Annotated in this window: 17 protein-coding genes and 2 pseudogenes; 8 read left to right on the plus strand and 11 right to left on the minus strand. The window is 55.1% G+C overall.

Annotated features, from left to right (window positions below):
• Positions 1–30: 30 nt before the first annotated feature.
• From VNL17_10740 to VNL17_10750, 3 genes are all read left to right on the plus strand, one after another.
• Complete coding sequence (locus VNL17_10740) at positions 31–546, plus strand: tetratricopeptide repeat protein (protein ID HXI84552.1); 516 nt, start codon at positions 31–33, stop codon at positions 544–546.
• Between the two features lie 149 nt (positions 547–695).
• Positions 696–1,130: a polymer-forming cytoskeletal protein gene (locus VNL17_10745; protein HXI84553.1), complete on the plus strand. Its 435-nt coding sequence runs from the start codon at positions 696–698 to the stop codon at positions 1,128–1,130.
• A 43-nt stretch (positions 1,131–1,173) separates the two neighbouring features.
• A complete protein-coding gene (locus VNL17_10750; protein HXI84554.1) occupies positions 1,174–1,917 on the plus strand; it encodes a polymer-forming cytoskeletal protein in 744 nt (247 codons plus the stop codon).
• Here the strand turns inward: VNL17_10750 and carB (VNL17_10755) are convergent.
• From carB (VNL17_10755) to VNL17_10770, 4 genes and pseudogenes are all read right to left on the minus strand, one after another.
• Positions 1,914–3,704, minus strand: a pseudogene (gene carB, locus VNL17_10755) (carbamoyl-phosphate synthase large subunit). The gene VNL17_10750 and the pseudogene carB (VNL17_10755) sit on opposite strands and share 4 nt — an antisense overlap.
• Before the next feature lie 175 nt (positions 3,705–3,879).
• A complete protein-coding gene (locus tag VNL17_10760; GenBank protein ID HXI84555.1) occupies positions 3,880–4,950 on the minus strand; it encodes a hypothetical protein in 1,071 nt (356 codons plus the stop codon).
• Positions 4,943–6,373: a dNTP triphosphohydrolase gene (gene dgt, locus VNL17_10765; GenBank protein HXI84556.1), complete on the minus strand. Its 1,431-nt coding sequence runs from the start codon at positions 6,371–6,373 to the stop codon at positions 4,943–4,945. Before dgt ends, VNL17_10760 begins: the two co-directional genes overlap by 8 nt.
• A gap of 155 nt (positions 6,374–6,528) precedes the next feature.
• A complete protein-coding gene (locus VNL17_10770; GenBank protein HXI84557.1) occupies positions 6,529–6,762 on the minus strand; it encodes a hypothetical protein in 234 nt (77 codons plus the stop codon).
• A 292-nt stretch (positions 6,763–7,054) separates the two neighbouring features.
• Between VNL17_10770 and VNL17_10775 the strand changes: the two genes are divergently transcribed.
• On the plus strand, positions 7,055–8,713 hold the full coding sequence (locus VNL17_10775) for a right-handed parallel beta-helix repeat-containing protein (protein HXI84558.1): 1,659 nt from the start codon (positions 7,055–7,057) through the stop codon (positions 8,711–8,713).
• Between the two features lie 32 nt (positions 8,714–8,745).
• Here VNL17_10775 and carB (VNL17_10780) read toward each other — a convergent pair.
• Both carB (VNL17_10780) and ruvB read right to left on the minus strand, forming a co-directional pair.
• Positions 8,746–10,182 (minus strand): annotated as a pseudogene (carB, locus tag VNL17_10780) (carbamoyl-phosphate synthase large subunit).
• Positions 10,183–11,196, minus strand: coding sequence for a Holliday junction branch migration DNA helicase RuvB (gene ruvB / locus VNL17_10785; protein HXI84559.1), 1,014 nt, complete (start codon positions 11,194–11,196; stop codon positions 10,183–10,185).
• 46 nt (positions 11,197–11,242) lie between these two features.
• On the opposite strand from ruvB, the gene VNL17_10790 reads away from it, so the two are divergent.
• Positions 11,243–13,363 carry a S9 family peptidase gene (locus tag VNL17_10790; protein ID HXI84560.1) on the plus strand — a complete coding sequence of 707 codons (2,121 nt, stop codon included), beginning with the start codon at positions 11,243–11,245 and terminating at the stop codon, positions 13,361–13,363.
• Positions 13,364–13,397: 34 nt separating this feature from the next.
• Here VNL17_10790 and VNL17_10795 read toward each other — a convergent pair whose 3' ends face one another.
• Genes VNL17_10795 through VNL17_10810 form a run of 4 tightly spaced genes read right to left on the minus strand, consistent with a single transcriptional unit; the run spans position 13,398 to position 15,654 of the window.
• The gene (locus VNL17_10795) at positions 13,398–14,324 is read right to left on the minus strand and encodes a DUF955 domain-containing protein (GenBank protein HXI84561.1); all 927 of its coding nucleotides are present in this window, start codon (positions 14,322–14,324) and stop codon (positions 13,398–13,400) included.
• 11 nt (positions 14,325–14,335) lie between these two features.
• Positions 14,336–14,818 (minus strand): helix-turn-helix transcriptional regulator, encoded by a 483-nt coding sequence (locus VNL17_10800; protein HXI84562.1) that lies wholly within the window; start codon positions 14,816–14,818, stop codon positions 14,336–14,338.
• Entirely contained in the window at positions 14,819–15,397 is a 579-nt protein-coding gene (locus VNL17_10805) for a GNAT family N-acetyltransferase (GenBank protein ID HXI84563.1), read from the minus strand.
• A gap of 41 nt (positions 15,398–15,438) precedes the next feature.
• Positions 15,439–15,654 (minus strand): transcriptional regulator, encoded by a 216-nt coding sequence (locus VNL17_10810; GenBank protein ID HXI84564.1) that lies wholly within the window; start codon positions 15,652–15,654, stop codon positions 15,439–15,441.
• Between the two features lie 204 nt (positions 15,655–15,858).
• Here VNL17_10810 and VNL17_10815 point away from each other — a divergent pair, with 204 nt between their 5' ends.
• From VNL17_10815 to VNL17_10825, 3 genes are all read left to right on the plus strand, one after another.
• On the plus strand, positions 15,859–16,323 hold the full coding sequence (locus VNL17_10815) for a hypothetical protein (GenBank protein ID HXI84565.1): 465 nt from the start codon (positions 15,859–15,861) through the stop codon (positions 16,321–16,323).
• A 220-nt stretch (positions 16,324–16,543) separates the two neighbouring features.
• On the plus strand, positions 16,544–17,158 hold the full coding sequence (locus VNL17_10820; GenBank protein ID HXI84566.1) for a hypothetical protein: 615 nt from the start codon (positions 16,544–16,546) through the stop codon (positions 17,156–17,158).
• Positions 17,155–18,054: a ThiF family adenylyltransferase gene (locus VNL17_10825; GenBank protein HXI84567.1), complete on the plus strand. Its 900-nt coding sequence runs from the start codon at positions 17,155–17,157 to the stop codon at positions 18,052–18,054. The genes VNL17_10820 and VNL17_10825 overlap by 4 nt, the downstream gene beginning before the upstream one ends.
• 522 nt (positions 18,055–18,576) lie before the next feature.
• Here the strand turns inward: VNL17_10825 and ruvA are convergent.
• The gene (gene ruvA / locus VNL17_10830) at positions 18,577–19,176 is read right to left on the minus strand and encodes a Holliday junction branch migration protein RuvA (GenBank protein ID HXI84568.1); all 600 of its coding nucleotides are present in this window, start codon (positions 19,174–19,176) and stop codon (positions 18,577–18,579) included.
• Positions 19,177–19,190 lie beyond the last annotated feature (14 nt).

Consider the following 19,190-nt stretch of genomic DNA (forward strand, 5'->3'; position numbering starts at 1 on the left):
ATATTTTTGTGTTGGGACGATAGTAATGACATGAAACCTCGAGCCATGACGCCCGAAGTTCAAAAGCATATCGAATACGCGTCGGGTTATCTCGACCTGAAGATGTATGACGACGCGATGACGGAAGCCGACAAAGCGATCTCACTCTCCCCTGATCTTCCACAAGCCATCATCATTAAATCGGCCGTGCTCTGCCAGGCCAACCGGCTAAGAGAAGCCGAGCCGTTCATGGCCCAGCTGGCTGAATTAAGTCCCAGCGACTCCGCGATTTGGATCAACCTCGCCTACATTCGTCGTCGCACGCAATCGATCGACGCAGCCGTGGACACGTTGCAGCGTGCGTTTGACGCCAATCCACAGGATGCGCTGGCGCACTACAACATGGCCTGCTATCGCGCCGTCCAACATCGTGAGGAAGAAGCGATTGAGTTGTTGAAGAACGCTTTGCATCTCGATCCAAAGCTGAAAGCGCTCGCGAGAGCGGAGCCCGACTTCGTCGGGCTGCGTGAAGTGCCCGCTTTTCAGAAACTGTTCGGCCATCGCTAACTCACGTCCGGCGCGTCCCGGTAATTCTTGTCCTCTCTGGTCTTTCGTCTTGTCATGCCTTCCGGTTTTTGCGACTCTGGCGTTGGCGAGTTTGGGACGGCGCGCGCGTGCGCGCCAAAATTGAGCACGTAACCAGGAGGAAAGCCGTTATGGACAACAACACACCCCCGCAGTCTGTCATTTCCAGCGAGGTCGAAATCACCGGCACGATCAAAAGCTCCGGTTCCATCCGCGTCGATGGCAAATTGGATGGTGAATTGCATTGCACCGGAGACGCCATCGTCGGCAAGTCAGCGCAGATCAAGGGCAACATCGTAGTCACTTCGGCGACCATTGAGGGCGCTGTGCAGGGCAATGTCACCGCCAAGGACCGCATCGAAATGAAATCTTCCGCACGTGTGACGGGTGACATCCGCGCCAAACGGCTCAGTGTTGAGGATGGGGTGACCTTCATCGGTCGTTCCGAGGTCAACCCTTCCGGCTCGCCGCTCAGCGCGGCCGCGCCGGTAACGAGCGAATCGACGGAATCCACCGGCGACGAGCACGCCGAGGCGGCCACTGTCCGTTCTTTCGCGCGGCGTTAACGAGTCGTGCCGGCGGCGGCACGTGTTCTTATGGGAGTGAGCAGTGCCCAAGAACCGCAAGGTCAACACACTCGATAGCTACGCGACGATCCGGGCTGTCGCGCGCACCAAACCTGTGCCCGGCTCGCCGCCTCCCGCGCCGGCGGCCGACGAGGCAAGCACGACCGATGCGGCAACGACTGACCTGCAGAAGACCGGTGCGCGCGTGGCGCGGACTGCCGTTCCCGTCAAGCACCACATCGAATGCTACGAGTGTGGTTACAAGTTTCAGGTGCATGGACGCGCGACAACCACCCACTGCCCCAAATGCCGCGTGCTGCTTGATTTCAAGGATTACCTCATCGACTCGGAATGGATGGAAACAATTAAGACGGCAGGCACCATCCGTCTCACATCCACGGGCGTGTTAAAGAGCGGCGACTTGATCGGCGCGGAAGTGATCATCGAGGGGATCATCGAAGGCGGACGGGCCCGCGCCTTGCGGACCATCGAACTGGGCGCGGGCGCGATTTTCTCGGAGAAAGCCGTGTCCGCCCCCGATCTACGGATCGCACCAGGCGCGGAGTTTAAATTCAAGCAGGACGCGCGATACCGCAATGTCGAAGTCTTCGGCACCCTCCACGCCAAACTCGAATCCACAGGAATCATTACCGTGAAACCCGGCGGGCTGCTGTCGGGCGAGGTTCAAGCCCAGCATCTGGTGGTGGAAGACGGCGGCGGATTGAAAGCGACGCTACGCATCGCCCCCAAATTGGAAGCCACTCCCGAAGGCGAAGAAGCCGCCTAAACACTCCGCAACGCTGCGTGGTATTCCTGCAGCGAGCAGACGCTCAGTCCTTTTTCCCGATACGCCTTGATGCCCAGCAGCGCGGCGTTAGCGCCCGCCAGCGTGGTCATGATTGAAATTTTATGGACGATTGCGGCGGCGCGGATCTGGACCTCGTCGGCACGTGGTGTCTGGCCCGCGGGCGTGTTGATGACGAGGTGAACTTCGCCGTTCTTGATCATGTCGAGCACGTTCGGGCGGCCCTCGGTGAGCTTGAAGAGAACCTGGACCTTGATGCCGTTCTCCTCCAGCACCTTCGCCGTGCCACTGGTGGCGCACAGTTCGAAGCCGAGTTCGCTGAACCCTTTCGCGAGCGGCACGACGAGCTTCTTGTCGGAGTCGCGCACGCTGATGAAGACGCGGCCCTTCTGCGGCAGCGCGGGCGAGGCAGCCATTTGCGATTTGGCGTAAGCCACGCCCCAATCCTCGCCGATACCCATCACTTCGCCCGTCGATCGCATCTCGGGTCCCAACAGGATGTCCTGCCCGGGAAACTTGTTAAACGGGAAAACCGATTCTTTCACGCAATAATACTTCGGCCGGATTTCCTTCGTAAACCCGAGTTCGGGAAGCTTCTTACCGGTCATCACCTTGGCCGCGAGTTTCGCCAGCGGCACGCCAATGGCCTTGCTGACGAACGGGACGGTCCGCGACGCGCGCGGGTTTACTTCCAGCACCCACACGTTCGTGCCCTTCACCGCGAATTGCACGTTCATCAGGCCGGCGACTTTCAATTCGCGCGCCATGGCGTCGGTGTAACGGCGCATGGTCTCGATATTCTCTGGCCAAATCGAATGCGGCGGCAACACCATGGCCGCGTCGCCGCTGTGGCAACCCGCAAACTCAATGTGCTCCAGCATTCCGCCGACCACGACCGTGTTCCCCCCAACGCCGATGTCGGCAATGCAATCCACGTCCACTTCAAAAGCTTCTTCCAGGAATTTATCCACCAGCACGGGTCGTTCAGGTGACGCTTCGACCGCGAAGCGCATGTAGTGACGGATTTCGTCATCGCTGTACGCGATCTGCATCGCGCGCCCGCCGAGCACGAACGACGGACGCACCAGCACGGGATAGCCCACTTTGTGCACGGCCGCGAGCGCTTCTTCTTCATTCGTGGCCAGGCCATTGGGCGGTTGCGGGATGCCAAGTTTGTCCAGCATCGCGGAAAACATCTTGCGGTCCTCGGCCATCTCAATGCTCTGCGGCGAGGTGCCGATGATGTTGACGCCGTTTTTCTGCAGGCCCAGCGCGAGGTTGAGCGGCGTTTGCCCGCCGAATTGCGCGATCGCGCCCCAGCATTGCTCGCGCTCGTAAATATGCAGCACGTCTTCCAGCGTCAACGGCTCGAAGAACAACTTGTCGCTGGTATCGTAGTCGGTGGAGACCGTCTCGGGGTTCGAGTTCACCATGATCGTCTCGAGCCCGAGTTCCTTGAGCGCAAATGCCGCATGCACGCAGCAGTAATCAAACTCAATCCCCTGCCCAATACGGTTCGGTCCGCCGCCGAGGATCATCACCTTGCGCGTGTCCGTCTTCCGCACCTCATCGTCGCCCGTGTCGTAGGTGGAATAGTAATACGGCGTGTAAGCCTCAAACTCCGCCGCGCACGTGTCCACCAGCCGGTACGACGGCACCAACCCGATCTTCTTGCGCAACGCCCGCACTTCATCCTCCGTGCTCCCCACCAGCGTTGCAATCTGCCGGTCGGAAAAGCCCATGGACTTGGCTTTTTGAAGAAGTGACTGCTTGTGATTGCTCGCCATCGGACGCGACCTTAGCGAAGCCTCACGGTTTTGACAAGTGACGGTTGAAGATTTGAGACGGGCTGGTTATATCTCGACTCGCACTTGGCACCCGATATGAGGGGCGAATTCGACCGATTCAATCAGCGATGTCTCAGTTGCACTTAGGGACTGTCGCTTAAAGCCTATCCTGGTCTTGCTGACAACATCGTTGGGACAACAAATTCTCAAAGCCCTGGAAGATCAATTTATAAAAGGTTCGTCTCGGCGACTTCGGCGTCTCCGCACCAAAGTGGGCGAATGGCCAAGTCCACATATCTACCGGTTCCCAGCTAGGCACAACTACGCCCCTCAGTTCTTCGCCCTTTGATTCCATTCGATTTACGGCAGACCACATTCCCGTTGGGGTTACCGCGTTTTCAAGCGCATCTCTATGTACTAGCTGGCAACTAAATCCGCACTGGTTTTCCTCCATTGTGGGCACACGCGTGATACTGCCTCTGTAGAATAACTCCATCTCCGTTAAGTCCCTAAACCACTTATCAATGACTTCTGCGCTCTGGAAAAAGTGACCATAGTGCACAATTTGGCGTTCTTCAATTTCCTCGGGGGTTGTATGGGGAATCCTATCGACAATATAGCGAGTCAAGTTTTGGCCAAGAGAATACCCCAATCTCGCTCCCAAGCTAAGCGCCCGTGCAATGCATGCATCCGGAAATGGATTTTGCTCCAATCTTATTTCAAGCTTCCTCTCTGAAATGGCCGAGAAGAAGCCGTCTTCATAAACTTGTGGTCGCTGCCCGTCCTTGAACGTTAATTCAGCGACGATTGCTTCTATATTGAGAAACGTTGTGCTCGGTAGTTTTTTGAAGCTCGTTGGCCCAACAAATCCGTTTTTGAATGCCCAAGTTTCGCCAAGAGGCCAAACGTCTATCGACAAGCAGTCCAAATCAAACGCAACTCCACCAAACCGCGTTATTCGCTTCGGAGCCGCACCAAAAATTTCCTCCAACTCCTGGACCGAAGGGACATCCACCACCAGATCAATGTCTCGCGGCAACATGTTTCCCGATCTGGATAACATCAAATCTCTAAGGCAGCCGCCGAACAAGAAGGCGCGGTACCCGCGAGATCTGATATCCTTAGAAAGTTGCGCCAGCCCCCTAGACCAGCGCGAATCGGCATCCAGAAAACCGATGATCTTCCGCTGGAGACGCCGTTCTAAGACACTATTTTTTGAATTACCCATTGAACATTTTCTTATGCGTTGCGCAGGCGAAAGTATCTGTCATACCACAAATATAGTCCGTTACGAGTTGAAGCCTACAGTATTTCTCCGGCAAATCGCCATGGCCGAGCGCATGCTCAAAAACCCTGCGATAATTCTTCGACATTAGGTGATATATTTTACCCTCAAATGTACTTTTGCTGATTCCTTCGCGATAACCAGCTGCCCCCTCCCAAAATAAGTCCATCAGCTGGCGGATCACGGTTCTGCCCATCAATTCAAGCTGAAGCGTTTCCGGCGAATGGTAGACGAATTCAAAGCAAGCGTCTTTGCAAACCTTTATTACGCAACCCTCCTCGCATCCCGTTATCAGCTCTTTGTGATAATCACCGCACATTATCTGTGCGTAGTTCTGCTTGTATTCTCTTATCACCGCCTGAACCATTGCGAATATAACTTTTGTCCGGAACACCTGAGCAATCGCCTGGTCTCCCTCTTTGTCTTCGAGGTCTAAAGCTCCCCTTGTGTGTCCCCGTATTCTTGCCGCTGAGGATCTCAGCATCTGCCGCAGGGAACCCGTAGCTTTCTTATGTTCTGCCATCCAACTCGAAATTGTATCCCAAGTGACTACACCTTTTCTGATCCCGTCCTCGATATCGACGACTGAATACACAATGTCATCCGCCGCTTCCACGAGGAACGTAATCGGGTTGCGTTGTTCCTTGGTACCAGTTTTATTCCGCACAATATTGATCAGATCGTTCTCGGATGCAAAGAATCCGGGCTTTCTCTTTTCGTGGTCCCCGCCTTTTCCTGCGACTTCATTAGACCTCGCGGTGTACTTGCATAGCGCCGATAAGGTGCCCGCTGTCAGGTTGAGTCCGTGAAGATCGTTTAGCAACTGCAGCTTCGTGACAATGCGGAAAGTCTGAGCATTCCCTTCAAAAAGTAAAAAGTCTTGCGCCCTTTGACTCCTTCGGTAATCGATAACCTCCAGAAAATCCTGATCAAAAAACAGATGGTTTTCCTCTGCTTTAGTCTCGAACCAAGACCGAATTGCGTCCTCGCCCGAATGCCCAAATGGAGGATTTCCAATATCATGAATAAGAGCACACGTAGCCGCAATCGATTCCACATCCCTTATACGGCTCGGATCAAGGGGGAACGCACGATTTTTTGACATCCATTCACCCGCTGCAGCAGCCAAGTCACGCGCAACTGTTGATACTTCCAACGAGTGGGTCAGCCGTGTCCGAACCGCATCGAGTGGTTCAAGGGGAAACACCTGAGCCTTGTCCTGCAATCGACGAACGGAGGTACAAAATACTGATCTACCGTAGTCGCGCTCGAACTGACTGCGATGTTCCTCGGGCAATACACCTGAACGCGATCCTCCTAACAAATCACGAGCTCTGTCCCTGCACAAAAGTTTATCCCAATTCATCGCAACGGAATCAGTCAACATCACCTCACAGGATGTGAAAAGCCACTAACTACGTAGCGATTTTTGGTCGACTGAACAAGTAAAAACGCTTTTGCCGAACACAAAAATGGTCGGGTCTCAAATAGATGAATGCGGTAGGGCTTCGCACGATCCTATCACCGCTGGGCGGTCAGTTGCGGGCGGGCCGTCTCCGTCCCGGAGCGGATTTCGTAGAGGTGGTAGCTGATTTCGCGGGCGGCCTGGATGGTTTCGGTGTAGGGCGTGTCGGCCACGTCGACGAAGCCGTTTTGGTAGTTCTCGCCGTCGAGCGTGCGGCCCGTGGTCGGTTCGGCGCGGCAGGAGAACCAGTGGCAGCCGACGATGTTCGGATGGCGGAGCGCGTCGGTCACGAAACCTTTGTACGCGGTGGCGCGCTCCGCTTGATCCTTAACCCTCACCGGGCTTGCGTAAAGTGGTCCATAATCCGTTGCTCCGCCCCTGTTGCAGGGAAGTTACGCCAGGAATTCACAACGTCAATGAAGCCGTGCGATTTTTTGAAGATTCTTTGTGAAATGCTGACGTTGTGGTAGCCGGGTTTCGCGTCTTTGAGAGAAATGCGGGGTTATGCTCTTTGATTCCGCGTCGTCTTTCGGCTTGCACCTTGCGCAGTCGGCCTTGTGCAGAGATAATAAAGGCAACGCTGTGTATTTCCCCACAAAACCAGTCGCTTTCGCATTGTGCTCATTGGCACTGCCGCTGTCGTCGAACGGTGCCCAGTTTTACAACGACTGGGCGGCGATGAACCTGAATACGGTCCCGACCCAGAGCGGACCGACGAACGATCCCGATAGCGATGGCGTGGCCAATCTCGCGGAGTTTGCTTTCGGCACGAATCCGCTGAATGAGACGGGGTTGGGCAGCGCGATCGTAGCGACGCCGAGCAGTAGCAACGGTTTCTTTGAAGTCGATCTCTTCGAGCAAGCGGGGCACCAACTCGGTGCGCAGATTGATATCGATGCGAGCGTGGATGTAACGTACTGGATTCGTCCGTGGTGGTTTCGGACAACGACGAACAGTTTGGCGGGTGATCCGCCGGGTTCGGCACGCGAACGACTAACCACATTCCTGCCCGGCACGAATCTTTTTATTGTACGCGGCGTGGTGACCTTACTGCAGGTGGGGCCCGAGACGGCAACGTACTATATTGCGACGAACGGGAGCGACAGCGCGGCGGGGACGAGTATCAACACGCCGTTCCGTTCCGTGGCCAAAGCGGTCAGCGTGGCAAATCCCGGAAATCTGATTTACGTGCGCGGCGGGACGTACACGACGAACGCCACGATTTCGATCAGCCGCAACGGCAGCGCGGCAAATCCAATTCGCTTGCAGGCGTATCCCGGAGAACACCCGATTTTGGATTTTTCGCCGCAGATTTTTTCGTCGAGCAATCGCGGTATCAATATGTCGGCGAGTTGGTGGCAGGTTTACGGGCTGGAAATCGAGAACGCCGGTGACAATGGGATGAACGTGTCGGGGAGTTCGAACGTTATTACTTTGTGTGTCTTTCATAATAACAGCGATACGGGATTGCAGCTCAGCCATCCCGCCAGTTCGAATTTCGTCCTGAATTGTGATGCGTATCACAATTGCGACGGCCCCACGTTGGGTCAAAACGCGGACGGCATCGACGCCAAGCTGGCGGGGCTTGGGCCGGACAACATTATCAGCGGCTGCCGCGCGTGGGAGAATTGCGATGATGGTTACGATTTGTTTGCCGCGCCGTTTCCGGTGATCATCACGAATTGCTGGGCGTTCCGAAACGGACTGAATGTCCTGAATATCACGAACTTTACCGGTAACGGGAACGGCTTCAAATTAGGCGGCGGGAATATTCCCGCTGCCCATCACATTCTCAATTCGCTGTCGTTCAAGAATACGGTGCGCGGCTTCGATCAGAATGACAACATGGCCGGCCTCACTGTGGACCAGAACACGGCCTGGGGGAATGCCACGAACAATTTCAACCTGAACCACGGGACGGTGACGGCGGGTGTCCACGTCGTGCGTAACAATCTCTCGATCCTCACGGGTGTCAGCGTGGACACCTTTGCCAGCGGCTCTATTCTTCTCAGCAACAGTTGGCAGGTCGTCTCTTCACCAGCTGCCAATAGCAATGACGTATTGAACATCGACGATTCCTTTGCCACCGCGCCGCGGCGTGATGACGGGAGCTTGCCGGAGATTCCGTTCATGCGCCCGGTGCCCGGAGGGCGGCTGGTGAACAAAGGCATCAATATCGGGCTGCCGTTTTCAGGTCCCGCGCCGGATCTGGGCGCTTTTGAATCACCGCAGTGGCCCTAGTTGGTCTGCGCCAGCGCGACCAGGCTTCCCGCTTTCGCCAATTCTTCTTCCATGTCGACGATTTCTTTGATGTTGTGGAGGAACCAGCGGTCGATTTTGGTGAGCAGGTACACGGCATCGACCTTGAAGCCGGCGCGGAAGGCGTGGCGGATATAAAAAATGCGTTCGGCGCAGGGAGTGATGAGTTTGCGTTCGATTTCGTCGCGGGGCGGAGTTTCCCGGCCGCCCCAGGGTCCACCGCCTAGGCCGTGCGCGCCGATTTCGAGTGAGCGCAGCGCTTTCTGCAGTGACTCCTTGAACGTCCGCCCGATGGCCATCGCTTCGCCAACGGATTTCATCTGGGTGGTGAGTGTCGAGTCGGCTTGCGGAAATTTCTCAAAAGCAAAGCGCGGAATTTTCACGACGACATAATCGATGGTCGGCTCGAAGCTGGCGGGTGTGGACTTTGTGATGTCGTTGGGGATTTCGTCGAGCGTATAGCCGACCGCAAGCTTGGCAGCGATTTTCGCGATGGGAAAACCCGTGGCTTTCGAGGAGAGCGCGCTGGAGCGGCTGACTCGTGGATTCATCTCGATGACGCAGAGACGACCGTTTTCGGGATTCACGGCGAATTGGATGTTCGAGCCGCCGGTCTCGACGCCGATCTCGCGGATGCAGGCGAAGCTGGCATCGCGCATGAGCTGCCATTCCTTGTCGGTCAGCGTCTGGATTGGCGCAACCGTGATTGAGTCGCCGGTATGCACGCCCATGGGATCAAGGTTTTCAATGGAGCAGACGATGACGCAGTTGTCGGCTTTGTCGCGCATCACCTCGGTCTCGTACTCCTTCCAGCCGATGAGCGATTCCTCGACGAGGATTTCGGAAACCGGCGAAGCCTCAATGCCACCCTGCGCCATCGCATCGAACTCTTCGCGGTTATAGGCGATGCCGCCTCCCGTGCCGCCGAGCGTGTACGCCGGGCGAATGATGACGGGGAAACGGCCGATCGTCCGTGCCACCTCGCGCGCCTCGTCGACCGTGTGGGCCACGCCGCTGATGGGCAGGTCGAGCCCGATCTTCTGCATCGCCTGTTTGAACTTCAGGCGGTCCTCACCCTTCTCGATGGCCTCCGCCTTCGCCCCGATCATCTCCACGCCATGCTTCTGGAGAACGCCGTTGCGCCAAAGCGCCATGGCCGTGTTGAGACCGGTTTGGCCGCCGAGCGTCGGCAACAACGCGTCGGGCTTCTCACGTTCGATGATCTTCTCCACCGCCTCGGGTGTGATTGGTTCGATGTACGTCGCATCGGCGAATTCCGGGTCGGTCATGATCGTGGCCGGGTTCGAATTCACCAGCACGACCTTGTAACCCTCTTCGCGCAAGGCTTTGCAGGCCTGCGTTCCTGAATAGTCAAACTCACAAGCCTGGCCAATCACAATCGGCCCGCTGCCAATGATCAAAATCTTGTGGATGTCGGTCCGCTTCGGCATTTAGAAGAACTCGTTTTGTTTTGCATCGGGTTTGATACCCAATTTCTTGTAGGTCAACTCTGTCGGGACGCGGCCCTGGGCGGTGCGCTTGAGGAAGCCTTCCTGGATCAGGAATGGTTCGTACACTTCCTCGAGTGTGTCGGGCTCTTCACCGACGGCGACAGCCAGGGAGCTAATGCCGACGGGTTTGCCGCCAAATTTGTGGACAAGGGTCTCGAGGATGCGTTTGTCCATCTCATCGAGGCCGTGTTCGTCGATTTCCAGCATCGCCAACGCTTTGTCGGCGATGTCCTCGGTGATCTTGTTGGACTTCGCCTTGACCTGCGCGTAGTCACGGACGCGCTTCAATAGATTATTGGCGATGCGCGGTGTGCCGCGCGAGCGGCCGGCGATCTCGGTCGCGCCGCCGTTGTCGATGTCCACATTCAGGATGCGTGAAGAACGGTCAATAATGGAGGTCAATTCGTCGGCGCTGTAGTAGTTGAGCCGTTCCGTGATGGGAAATCGCGAGCGCAATGGCGCGGTCAGCAGCCCGCTCCGCGTCGTCGCGCCAATCAGCGTGAAGCGCGGCAGGTTCAAGCGAACGCTGTGCGCGTTCGGCCCCTGATCGATGACAATATCCAATCGGAAATCTTCCATCGCGGGATAGAGGTATTCCTCGACGACCTTTTGCAGGCGATGGATTTCATCGATGAACAACACATCGCCTTTGTCGAGCTTCGTCAACAGGCCGGCGAGGTTCGCGGCCTTTTCGAGCGCGGGGCCGCTGGTGACGACGATGTTCACGCCCATGACCTTCGCGAGGATGTGGGCGAGCGTGGTTTTGCCAAGGCCGGGGGGACCGCTCAACAGGATGTGGTCGAGTGATTCCTTGCGCTGGCGGGCGGCCTGCACGGCCAGATCCAGGCGCTCTTTCACCTTGCCCTGTCCTTGAAAATCGGCGAAGAGACTGGGACGCAACGATACGTCCAGCGTCTTGTCGTGAATGGTCTCGGTGACGAAGCGTTCCGACATGTGTGCAAGATGCTAAAACCATGACTATCGAGGCAAGACTAATCATATGAAGAGGGCCTTCCTGCTCGCCTGGGTTTCGCTGTCGGTACTCGCCGGCTGTCAGTCGACATCGCCACGGCGCACCTCGGCGGAAAACCAGCCGCCAATCGCCAAGAAAGTTCCGCACATCACGACGATCCACGGGGAGCGATTGGTGGACAACTATTACTGGCTTCGCCAGAAGGACAATCCCGAGGTCCTCGCCTACCTGCGAGCGGAGGATGTTTACGCCGAATGGTTCATGAAACCGACCAAGCCGTTGCAGGAGACGCTCTACCAGGAAATGTTGGGGCGCGTGCAGGAGACCGACCAGAGCGTGCCGTATCGCGAAGGCGATTGGTTTTACTACCACCGCACGGAGGAGGGAAAGCAGTACCCTACCCATTGCCGCAAGAAAGGGAGCGTCGACGCGCCTGAGGAAGTCACACTCGACCTGAACGAGATGGCCAAGGGCAAGGGGTTCCTGGAGATCGGCGTTTATGAAGTGAGCGACGACGGTAATCTGCTGGCGTTCAGCACGGATGAAACGGGTTTTCGGGAGTACGCGCTTCATGTGAAGGACCTGCGCACCGGCGAGATGCGCAGCGAGAAGATCCCACTGGTCTCGAGCGCCGCTTGGGCGTCGAACAACGAGACGTTGTTTTATGTGACGGAGGACGACGCCAAACGGCCGTACCGTGTCTGGCGGCATAATCTTGGCGACACGAACGACACTCTGATTTACGAAGAGAAGGACGCCCTTTTCGATGTGAGCATCAGCCGCTCGCGCAGCAAGCGGTTCGTGTATATTGCCATCGGCAGCAAAACCACGGACGAGGTGCGCTATCTGCGCAGCGATCATCCCGATGAGCCGCCAAAGATCATCGCGCCGCGCCAAAAGGACCACGAGTATAACGTCGATGATGGTGGTGATCTCTTCTACATCCGCACGAACGACAAAGGCCGTAATTTTCGGATTGTGACCGCGCCGATCGCCGACCCGCGCCGTGAGAACTGGAAGGAGATCGTGCCGCAGCGCGATGACGTGTCGATTGAGGATCTTGATGTATTTACCAATCACCTCGTGCTGGCTGAACGCGAGAACGGACTGCCGCAAATCGAAGTCTACGATATCTCCACAATGACGCCTCACCGCATCGAATTTCCGGAAGCGTCTTACGCAGTGGCCGCGGAAGAGAATGCTGAGTTCAACACGACCACGCTGCGCTTCACCTACGAGTCACTGACGACACCACGCTCCGTTTACGATTACGACATGGTTACGCACGAACGGAAGTTGCTGAAACAACAACCCGTCAAAGGCGGTTACGATCCCGCACACTACCAGACCGAGCGGGTGTTTGCGACCGCCGCAGACGGCACACTTGTCCCGATCTCGCTCGTTTACCGCAAAGATCTCAAACGCAAGGATGGCAATCCGCTGCTGCTCTATGGTTACGGTTCGTATGGTGATCCGACGGACGTCTGGTTCTCATCGAACCGCCTGAGCCTGCTCGACCGCGGTGTGACCGTGGCGATCGCGCACGTGCGCGGCGGCGGAGAATTCGGCAAGCGCTGGCACGATGCGGGCCGCATGCTGACTAAGCGCGACACCTTCACCGATTTCATCGCGTGCGCCAGGTTTCTCGACGCGCACCATTACACTGACGCACAACACACGGTCATCGAAGGCGCCAGCGCGGGCGGGCTGCTCATCGGCGCCGTGCTGAACATGCAGCCGCAGTTGTTCAAGGCGGCGCTGGCGGACGTGCCGTTCGTCGATGTCATCAACACGATGCTCGACGAATCGTTGCCGCTGACGGTCGGCGAATTCGAGGAATGGGGCAATCCGAAGATCAAGAAGGAGTACGACTACATCAGGACGTACAGTCCCTACGACAATATCCGGAGACAGGCGTATCCCACGATCCTCGTGGAGTCGTCGCTCAACGACAGCCAGGTGATGTATTGGGAACCGTCGAAATATGTCGCCAAACTCCGCGCCAACAAGACCGATTCCAACCCGCTGGTTTTCCAGATAAATATGGAACCGTCCGGCCACGGCGGCAAGAGTGGCCGTTACGACGCATTGCGTGATGTCGGTTTCGAGTACGCCTTCATGCTGTGGGAATTTGGGATTAAGGAGTAATTACGCTGAGGCGACCGACTTGATAAGTCTTCGCTTATACTGCCACTACAATTGAGAGTTTTCTGAGATATCTTCCAAGCGTTAGCGCTTCGTGCTTGTTAAAAAAAGTTTCGAAAAAGAAAACGTGCTGATCGTGGTTATCGTCGGTCAAAACAATCTCCCCCTCGCCAAGAGGACCACCGGACTGTGCTCCACAGTAGCTCGAAACTTCTTCGAACACCTCAGTCTCAGCAACAGCGCTGAACTGTGACGCGAAGAGCGGTGATTGGATAAAATAACGACATGGTTTGGTCAGATCGAAATCCGTGGGTCTGCGCAAAACATGCGGATGCGCGGTAATGAGGCCGAGCATTGGCACATCGGGATAGACGAGTTCTACATATCTCCAAAACGTACTTGTCATGGTATTGCCGTACACGGGGTAAAGCTTCCGAACTGCTTCGAAACCCGGGGAAAACGCCCGGGCGTCTGCAACAAAACGTCCACGCGGGAACAACAGTTGCCCAGCGCCGTAATTCGCTTCAACTTCGATCTTGGCGGTGCAGTTAGGCGTGGGGGTATGATCATTATCTCCCAACATGACTGGGGAGTGCCATGGAACAACGTCGTGAATTATCTCGTGTGCCTCTAGCCAGCGATGTTTCTTCACGGGCACATTTTGGTCTAGCAAAATTCGCTTGCGATCAGGAAGGTACAAAGCACGAAGATCAAATTTCTTAATCGCATCCTTGAGTAATGAAGGACGCAAAAGCAACTGTTTTCCCCCAAGCTTAAGTCGATTTACTGTCTCTGCCAGTAGTCCGTCGTCTTCGCCAGAATAGTAGCTTTTGTCGAGGTGCAATAACTCTCGCACTTCAACCAAATTAATAGGTGGTTTTGGATTTCCTAAGCCCCGCAGGAGACGTTCAACTCGTTTATCAATATCAGCCTTAGCCCGCTCTCCCACGAATGTATTTTTCACACGTCCCCTTCTCACTCCATCTGACTCAGGCGGGCTATGAAAGCCTCCAACGCATCTCTTTCAGATGCATTCAATTTGGTTGTTGGCTCTGAGCGGGCTGCAAACCGCACCGCGTCTTTGGTGAGTTGAGGGTCTCTGTTTTGTGTCAGGCCCGCTAGTTGCATTAATCGCTTCTGCGGAAGCCTAAAATATATCGCAAGTTGGTAAACGGTTCTGGGCTCTGGACTGTAGTTGACATTTGCCTCTATGTTCAGCAGTTCGCTCGCATCTATGTCGGCTTGCTTTGCCAATTCTTCCACAGACAGAGAGCAGTTTCTCCTTAAGAGTTGAAGAAACTTTCCGAAGGCAATGCGCACCTCGCTTGTCATGTCGATCATATCGGACTGCGGCTTTTCCTGGCGTGGCAAAAATGGCGGGAACCCCGCCCCGATCTCAGAGTCTCCCTCTAATATGCCGTGCTTTCGGCACCAATCTTTTGAGATTTTGATCTTCATTTAATCTTCCTCCAAAAACAATTTGGCCTGTTCAGGAGTCATTTCAAAGTAGGTTAAGTTTTCCTTTTTAGCGTCAACCCCTAACACACTCATTTTGCATTTGCGGCGATAAAAATCGTCTGCCTGTGGAAGTGAATGCAAACCAATCCTTCCCTCGAACTCCTCCCGGAGGCTCAATTCGATCGCTGCTCTAACAAGGATCTTGCCTACACCGTAATACCGGGCCACCCCAAAAAGTTTGGCTCGATTCCAGGGAGCCGTAGAGATAAACTCTATGTAAGCCAATTCCTTGTGCCGCTGTTCTTCCAGATGACATGTCTTGGTCAGGTTAACCATCATCATGCCTTCTAAACTTTTTTCACATACGATGCAAAACGAACGCATTCCCAAAAGCGGCTTTGCCCAGTCGGTCTTCAGGCGCCAGTTCCAAAGTAAATCCTGCGGCCAAGATGACTTGGGGGCTTTAGCTGCACCCAAACGCGCGGCGGCCTCCAGCATCTGCGGCATCCAAGTTTCTTCCCATAGTGCGACATGCTGTTCACCGATCTCGTCCAAAAGGTCGGCAGGCACGAGTTCCATATCGGCAACTCTTATGAGATGAACTGGGGATGCTTCCACGGTCAAATGAGCATCAGCTCAGCCTTTTCTTTGGCTTCGTTTTCAAAATAAATCTTCTCGCCGAGTCGCGCCCGTTGGTCAATCATCTGATACAATCGTAGCGCTTGGCGCAACACGGCTGTTTTTGTTAAATCCTTCAAGCCTGACAAGCGCTCCAACGCTTCCATTTCAGCCCCTGTCAGGTTCAGAGTCATTGTTCTCTTGCCTTGAGTTTCCATTGCAATCTCGCACTCCTTTCTTATGGAGAAATATATAGTTTATATAGTAATTGTCAACACAATTAATACCAAAAAATACATAAAAAACACATTGACAATATATAAAATATATGTATTTTGTAGCTATTGACGAACTCATGCGTTGACTGCTGCCCTACGCAAAAATGGGCTGCGAACTAGAAATAGCGAAAGGTGGGCATTTACATGTCTGCAGAACAAACGGAAGTAAATCGTAAGCACGAAGTGAGAATTCATATCGACCAAAGACCCCATGAATCACCGAATCCGACGACAGCGGAGGCTCTGTACAAGCTCGGCAATGTACAACATGGCCGCGAACTCTACCGGGAGGTGGATGGCGATCACGAGGACGAGGAAATTCAGAGGAATGAAGGGGTGGTGCACCTCAAGGAGGATGAGCACTTTCACAGCGGCGCTCCAGAGCGGAAGCACCTAGTGGAGGTGTTCTTCAAGGATGTTCCCTACGAACTTCCGCGTGGCGTCTACACGACGGAAGAGTTGATGGCAAAGTTCCCCATTGAGCAGGGTTATCTTCTGAACCTGAAAAAACGCGACGGGGAGCTTGTCACTTTGAAACCCGGAGAAAAGATCCGCTTGAAACGTGGTATGCACTTTTACAGCCAGGTTCCCGGGGGAGGTTCGTCGTAGTGGACGCGGATGTGGAATTTGCCGGGATGCGGTCGATGCATTCGACTGCATCCCTCCACACGGAGAACAGTGTTGCCGTGGTGGTGCTCCCGGATTTCAAGTTTCGCGTTGGGGAGGGTACTGTGCAGATGACTCTATTGCTGTATCCGGCCGGCCATAGCGGGTACACGACCCGGCTTTTTTTTGAGCGGAGTCTTGAGGGGGCCGGGCAGAGTAGAAATTGGACACCACACACTGTCCTCGGCCGAACGTGGTGGGCTCCCTCCTGGAACAACGTTGTTCCGAATCAGCCCTGGACCAGTATGCTGTGTGCACACCTGAGGGCACTGTCATGAGCATTCAGTTTAAAATTACTTACCACCTGCTCAAGACGATCCGCGAGGATCTGGAAAGGCGGCACCCTTTCGCCTTCGAGCGCGTTGGTTTCATCACGGCCGGGGTGTCGGCGGCGGATGGAAATCTGTGGGTACTTGCCCGTGATTATCGTCCCGTGAACGACGGGGATTACCTCCGCGATAAATCCGTTGGCGCCATGATTGGCCCCGAAGCCATCCGCAAGGCGCTTCAGTGCGCAATGTCAGAGCGTGTTTCGATGTTTCATGTGCATTCTCACGGCCCCTGTCGCACTCCCCGTTTCAGTGGCATTGATCTTCGTGAGCAGGCGAAATTTGTTCCGAATTTTTTCCAGATTGCGCCGCAATGTCCTCACGGCGCTCTGGTTTTAAGTGACACATCGGCCTACGGCCACATTTGGTTGGCAGGTGACAAGTCGTTAACGGTAATCGACCGTTGCGTGGAGGTCGGCGCGCCCATCAAAATATGGAGATACTCATGACGCGCTTCGATCGGCAAAGTTTTCTGGGTGTCGATAGCGAGAGCATTCTCACAGCATCAACCATCGGTATCGTCGGCCTTGGTGGAGGGGGTTCACACGTCGTTCAGCAATTAGCTCATCTGGGAGTCGGTGGGTTCGTTTTGGTCGACCCGGATCACATCACCGATACCAATACCAACCGCCTCATCGGCGGAACGCTTGCCGACGTTGAAACCGAAACGAAAAAAGTCGTTATCGCGGAACGCCAAATTCGTGGATTAATCGAATCGCCGCGAGTTTTTCCGGTGCCGGATTCCTGGCACCTCGCAACGGGAGCGCTGAAACAATGCGACATTCTTATTGGATGCCTCGACTCCTTCGTTGAACGCGAGCAACTCGAACGGTTTGCACGTCGCCACCTTACTCCTTACATCGACATCGGGATGGATGTCCATAACCTCGGAGCCAAACAGTTTTTGATTAGCGGACAAATTATACTTTCCTTACCTGGCAAGCCTTGCTTGAGGTGTGTCGAGTTGGTAACAGACGACCGGCTGTCGGAGGAAGCGAATCGTTACGGCGATGCTGGGAGCCGTCCGCAAGTGGTGTGGCCAAATGGTGTACTCGCCTCAACAGCCGTTGGACTTGTTGTGCAATTGCTCACGCCTTGGTTCGAAAAACCAGCGGAGTTTGTTTATCTGGATTACGACGGAAACCGGAGCACGGTCACACCCAATATTCGGATGGAGTTATTCAAGAAGAAGACTTGCAACCATCACCCGCCGAACGAGGTTGGAGATCCACTTTTCGATGTCAGGAAGTTCAAACCAACAACAAAAACAGCGATCAAAACAGAAGGAGATAATCGCGATGGCAAAATTCACGACAAGGGTCGAGCTGCACAACGCAACAGCTGAGAACTACAATGAGCTCCACAACGCTATGGAGTCTGTTGGTTTTTCCCGATTGATTTCTGCCCCGGACGGGGCTCGGTACCACCTGCCGTGGGCGGAGTATAATATTGAAGCCGCACTCGGTATCACGCAGGTGCGCGATAAAGCAAGCAGCGCCGCAGCCGCAACAGGATGTCGGGCCGGCGTTCTAGTGACTGAAGGCATTCGGGCGTGGGATGGACTTGACGCCGCGTAGGTCCGGCTGCCCCCCCGTGAAACCTCCAAAAGCTTGCGGACTATTATTGCCACAGAGCATCGTAAAACGATAATTCTGCTCGACTTGGCGTCTCTTACGAGATAGGATTGGGTGCGGTTCTTTGACAATCGAAAGCTCAGCTAGCGAGCGCCCCCACGGGGTTGATGCGGTGATTTTCAGAAGAAATAGGGCCTCGGAAAAACTGTTTCTGCGAAACGAACCCCCCAGTTAAGTATGGCAATTAGAATCAGTTATGCGGGTGATGGTCGGATTCTGGCAGGCTAAAAAGATCACGCGCTCTTCAGCGCGGCGCGGACCAATTCCTCGACGGTGGCCTTGGGACCAGACTTATCGGCAACGGCGAGCACGATTCTATGGGCGTCGACCTGTTTGTAGCCGAGGGAGACGAGGGCGAGGACGGCGTCGATGAGCTTCTGTTCCTCGGGGGTGGCGGCGCGGCCTTTCGTCGCGAAGGTTCCGGCTCCGCCGACTTTGTCCTTCAACTCGACGATGAGGCGTTCGGCGGTTTTTTTGCCGATGCCGCGCAATGTCGAAAGTGTCGCGGTGTCACCTGAAGCGATGGCATTGCGAAGGGCCGAGATCGACGTGCTACTAAGGATGTTGATGGCGAGTTTCGGGCCGATGCCGCTGATGCTGATGAGCAACAGGAACATCTCGCGTTCCTCGGGTGTGACGAACCCAAACAACTGCTGTGTGCCGTCCTGGGACACGACGTGATGATACGTGAGCAGTTTTACTTCGTTGCCCTTCATCGGCAGTTTGTCGTAACTCGAAAGCGGGATGAACACGGCGTAGCCGACACCGTGGCAATCAATGATGATGTGGGTTGGCGTCGCTTCCGCGAGTTGGCCATGGAGATACGCAATCACACGGCACGAATTAG

The sequence above is a fragment of the Verrucomicrobiia bacterium genome (genome assembly GCA_035577545.1).
Lineage (GTDB): Bacteria > Verrucomicrobiota > Verrucomicrobiia > Palsa-1439 > Palsa-1439 > Palsa-1439.

Coding starts and splice junctions, on each gene's coding strand:
- VNL17_10740 (HXI84552.1), top strand. CDS start 31: ATGAAACCTCGAGCCATGACGCCCGAAGTTCAAAAGCATATCGAATAC.
- VNL17_10745 (HXI84553.1), top strand. CDS start 696: ATGGACAACAACACACCCCCGCAGTCTGTCATTTCCAGCGAGGTCGAA.
- VNL17_10760 (HXI84555.1), bottom strand. CDS start 4,950: ATGGGTAATTCAAAAAATAGTGTCTTAGAACGGCGTCTCCAGCGGAAG.
- dgt (HXI84556.1), bottom strand. CDS start 6,373: ATGAATTGGGATAAACTTTTGTGCAGGGACAGAGCTCGTGATTTGTTA.
- ruvB (HXI84559.1), bottom strand. CDS start 11,196: ATGTCGGAACGCTTCGTCACCGAGACCATTCACGACAAGACGCTGGAC.
- VNL17_10790 (HXI84560.1), top strand. CDS start 11,243: ATGAAGAGGGCCTTCCTGCTCGCCTGGGTTTCGCTGTCGGTACTCGCC.
- VNL17_10800 (HXI84562.1), bottom strand. CDS start 14,818: ATGAAGATCAAAATCTCAAAAGATTGGTGCCGAAAGCACGGCATATTA.
- VNL17_10805 (HXI84563.1), bottom strand. CDS start 15,397: ATGGAACTCGTGCCTGCCGACCTTTTGGACGAGATCGGTGAACAGCAT.
- VNL17_10810 (HXI84564.1), bottom strand. CDS start 15,654: ATGGAAACTCAAGGCAAGAGAACAATGACTCTGAACCTGACAGGGGCT.
- VNL17_10815 (HXI84565.1), top strand. CDS start 15,859: ATGTCTGCAGAACAAACGGAAGTAAATCGTAAGCACGAAGTGAGAATT.
- VNL17_10825 (HXI84567.1), top strand. CDS start 17,155: ATGACGCGCTTCGATCGGCAAAGTTTTCTGGGTGTCGATAGCGAGAGC.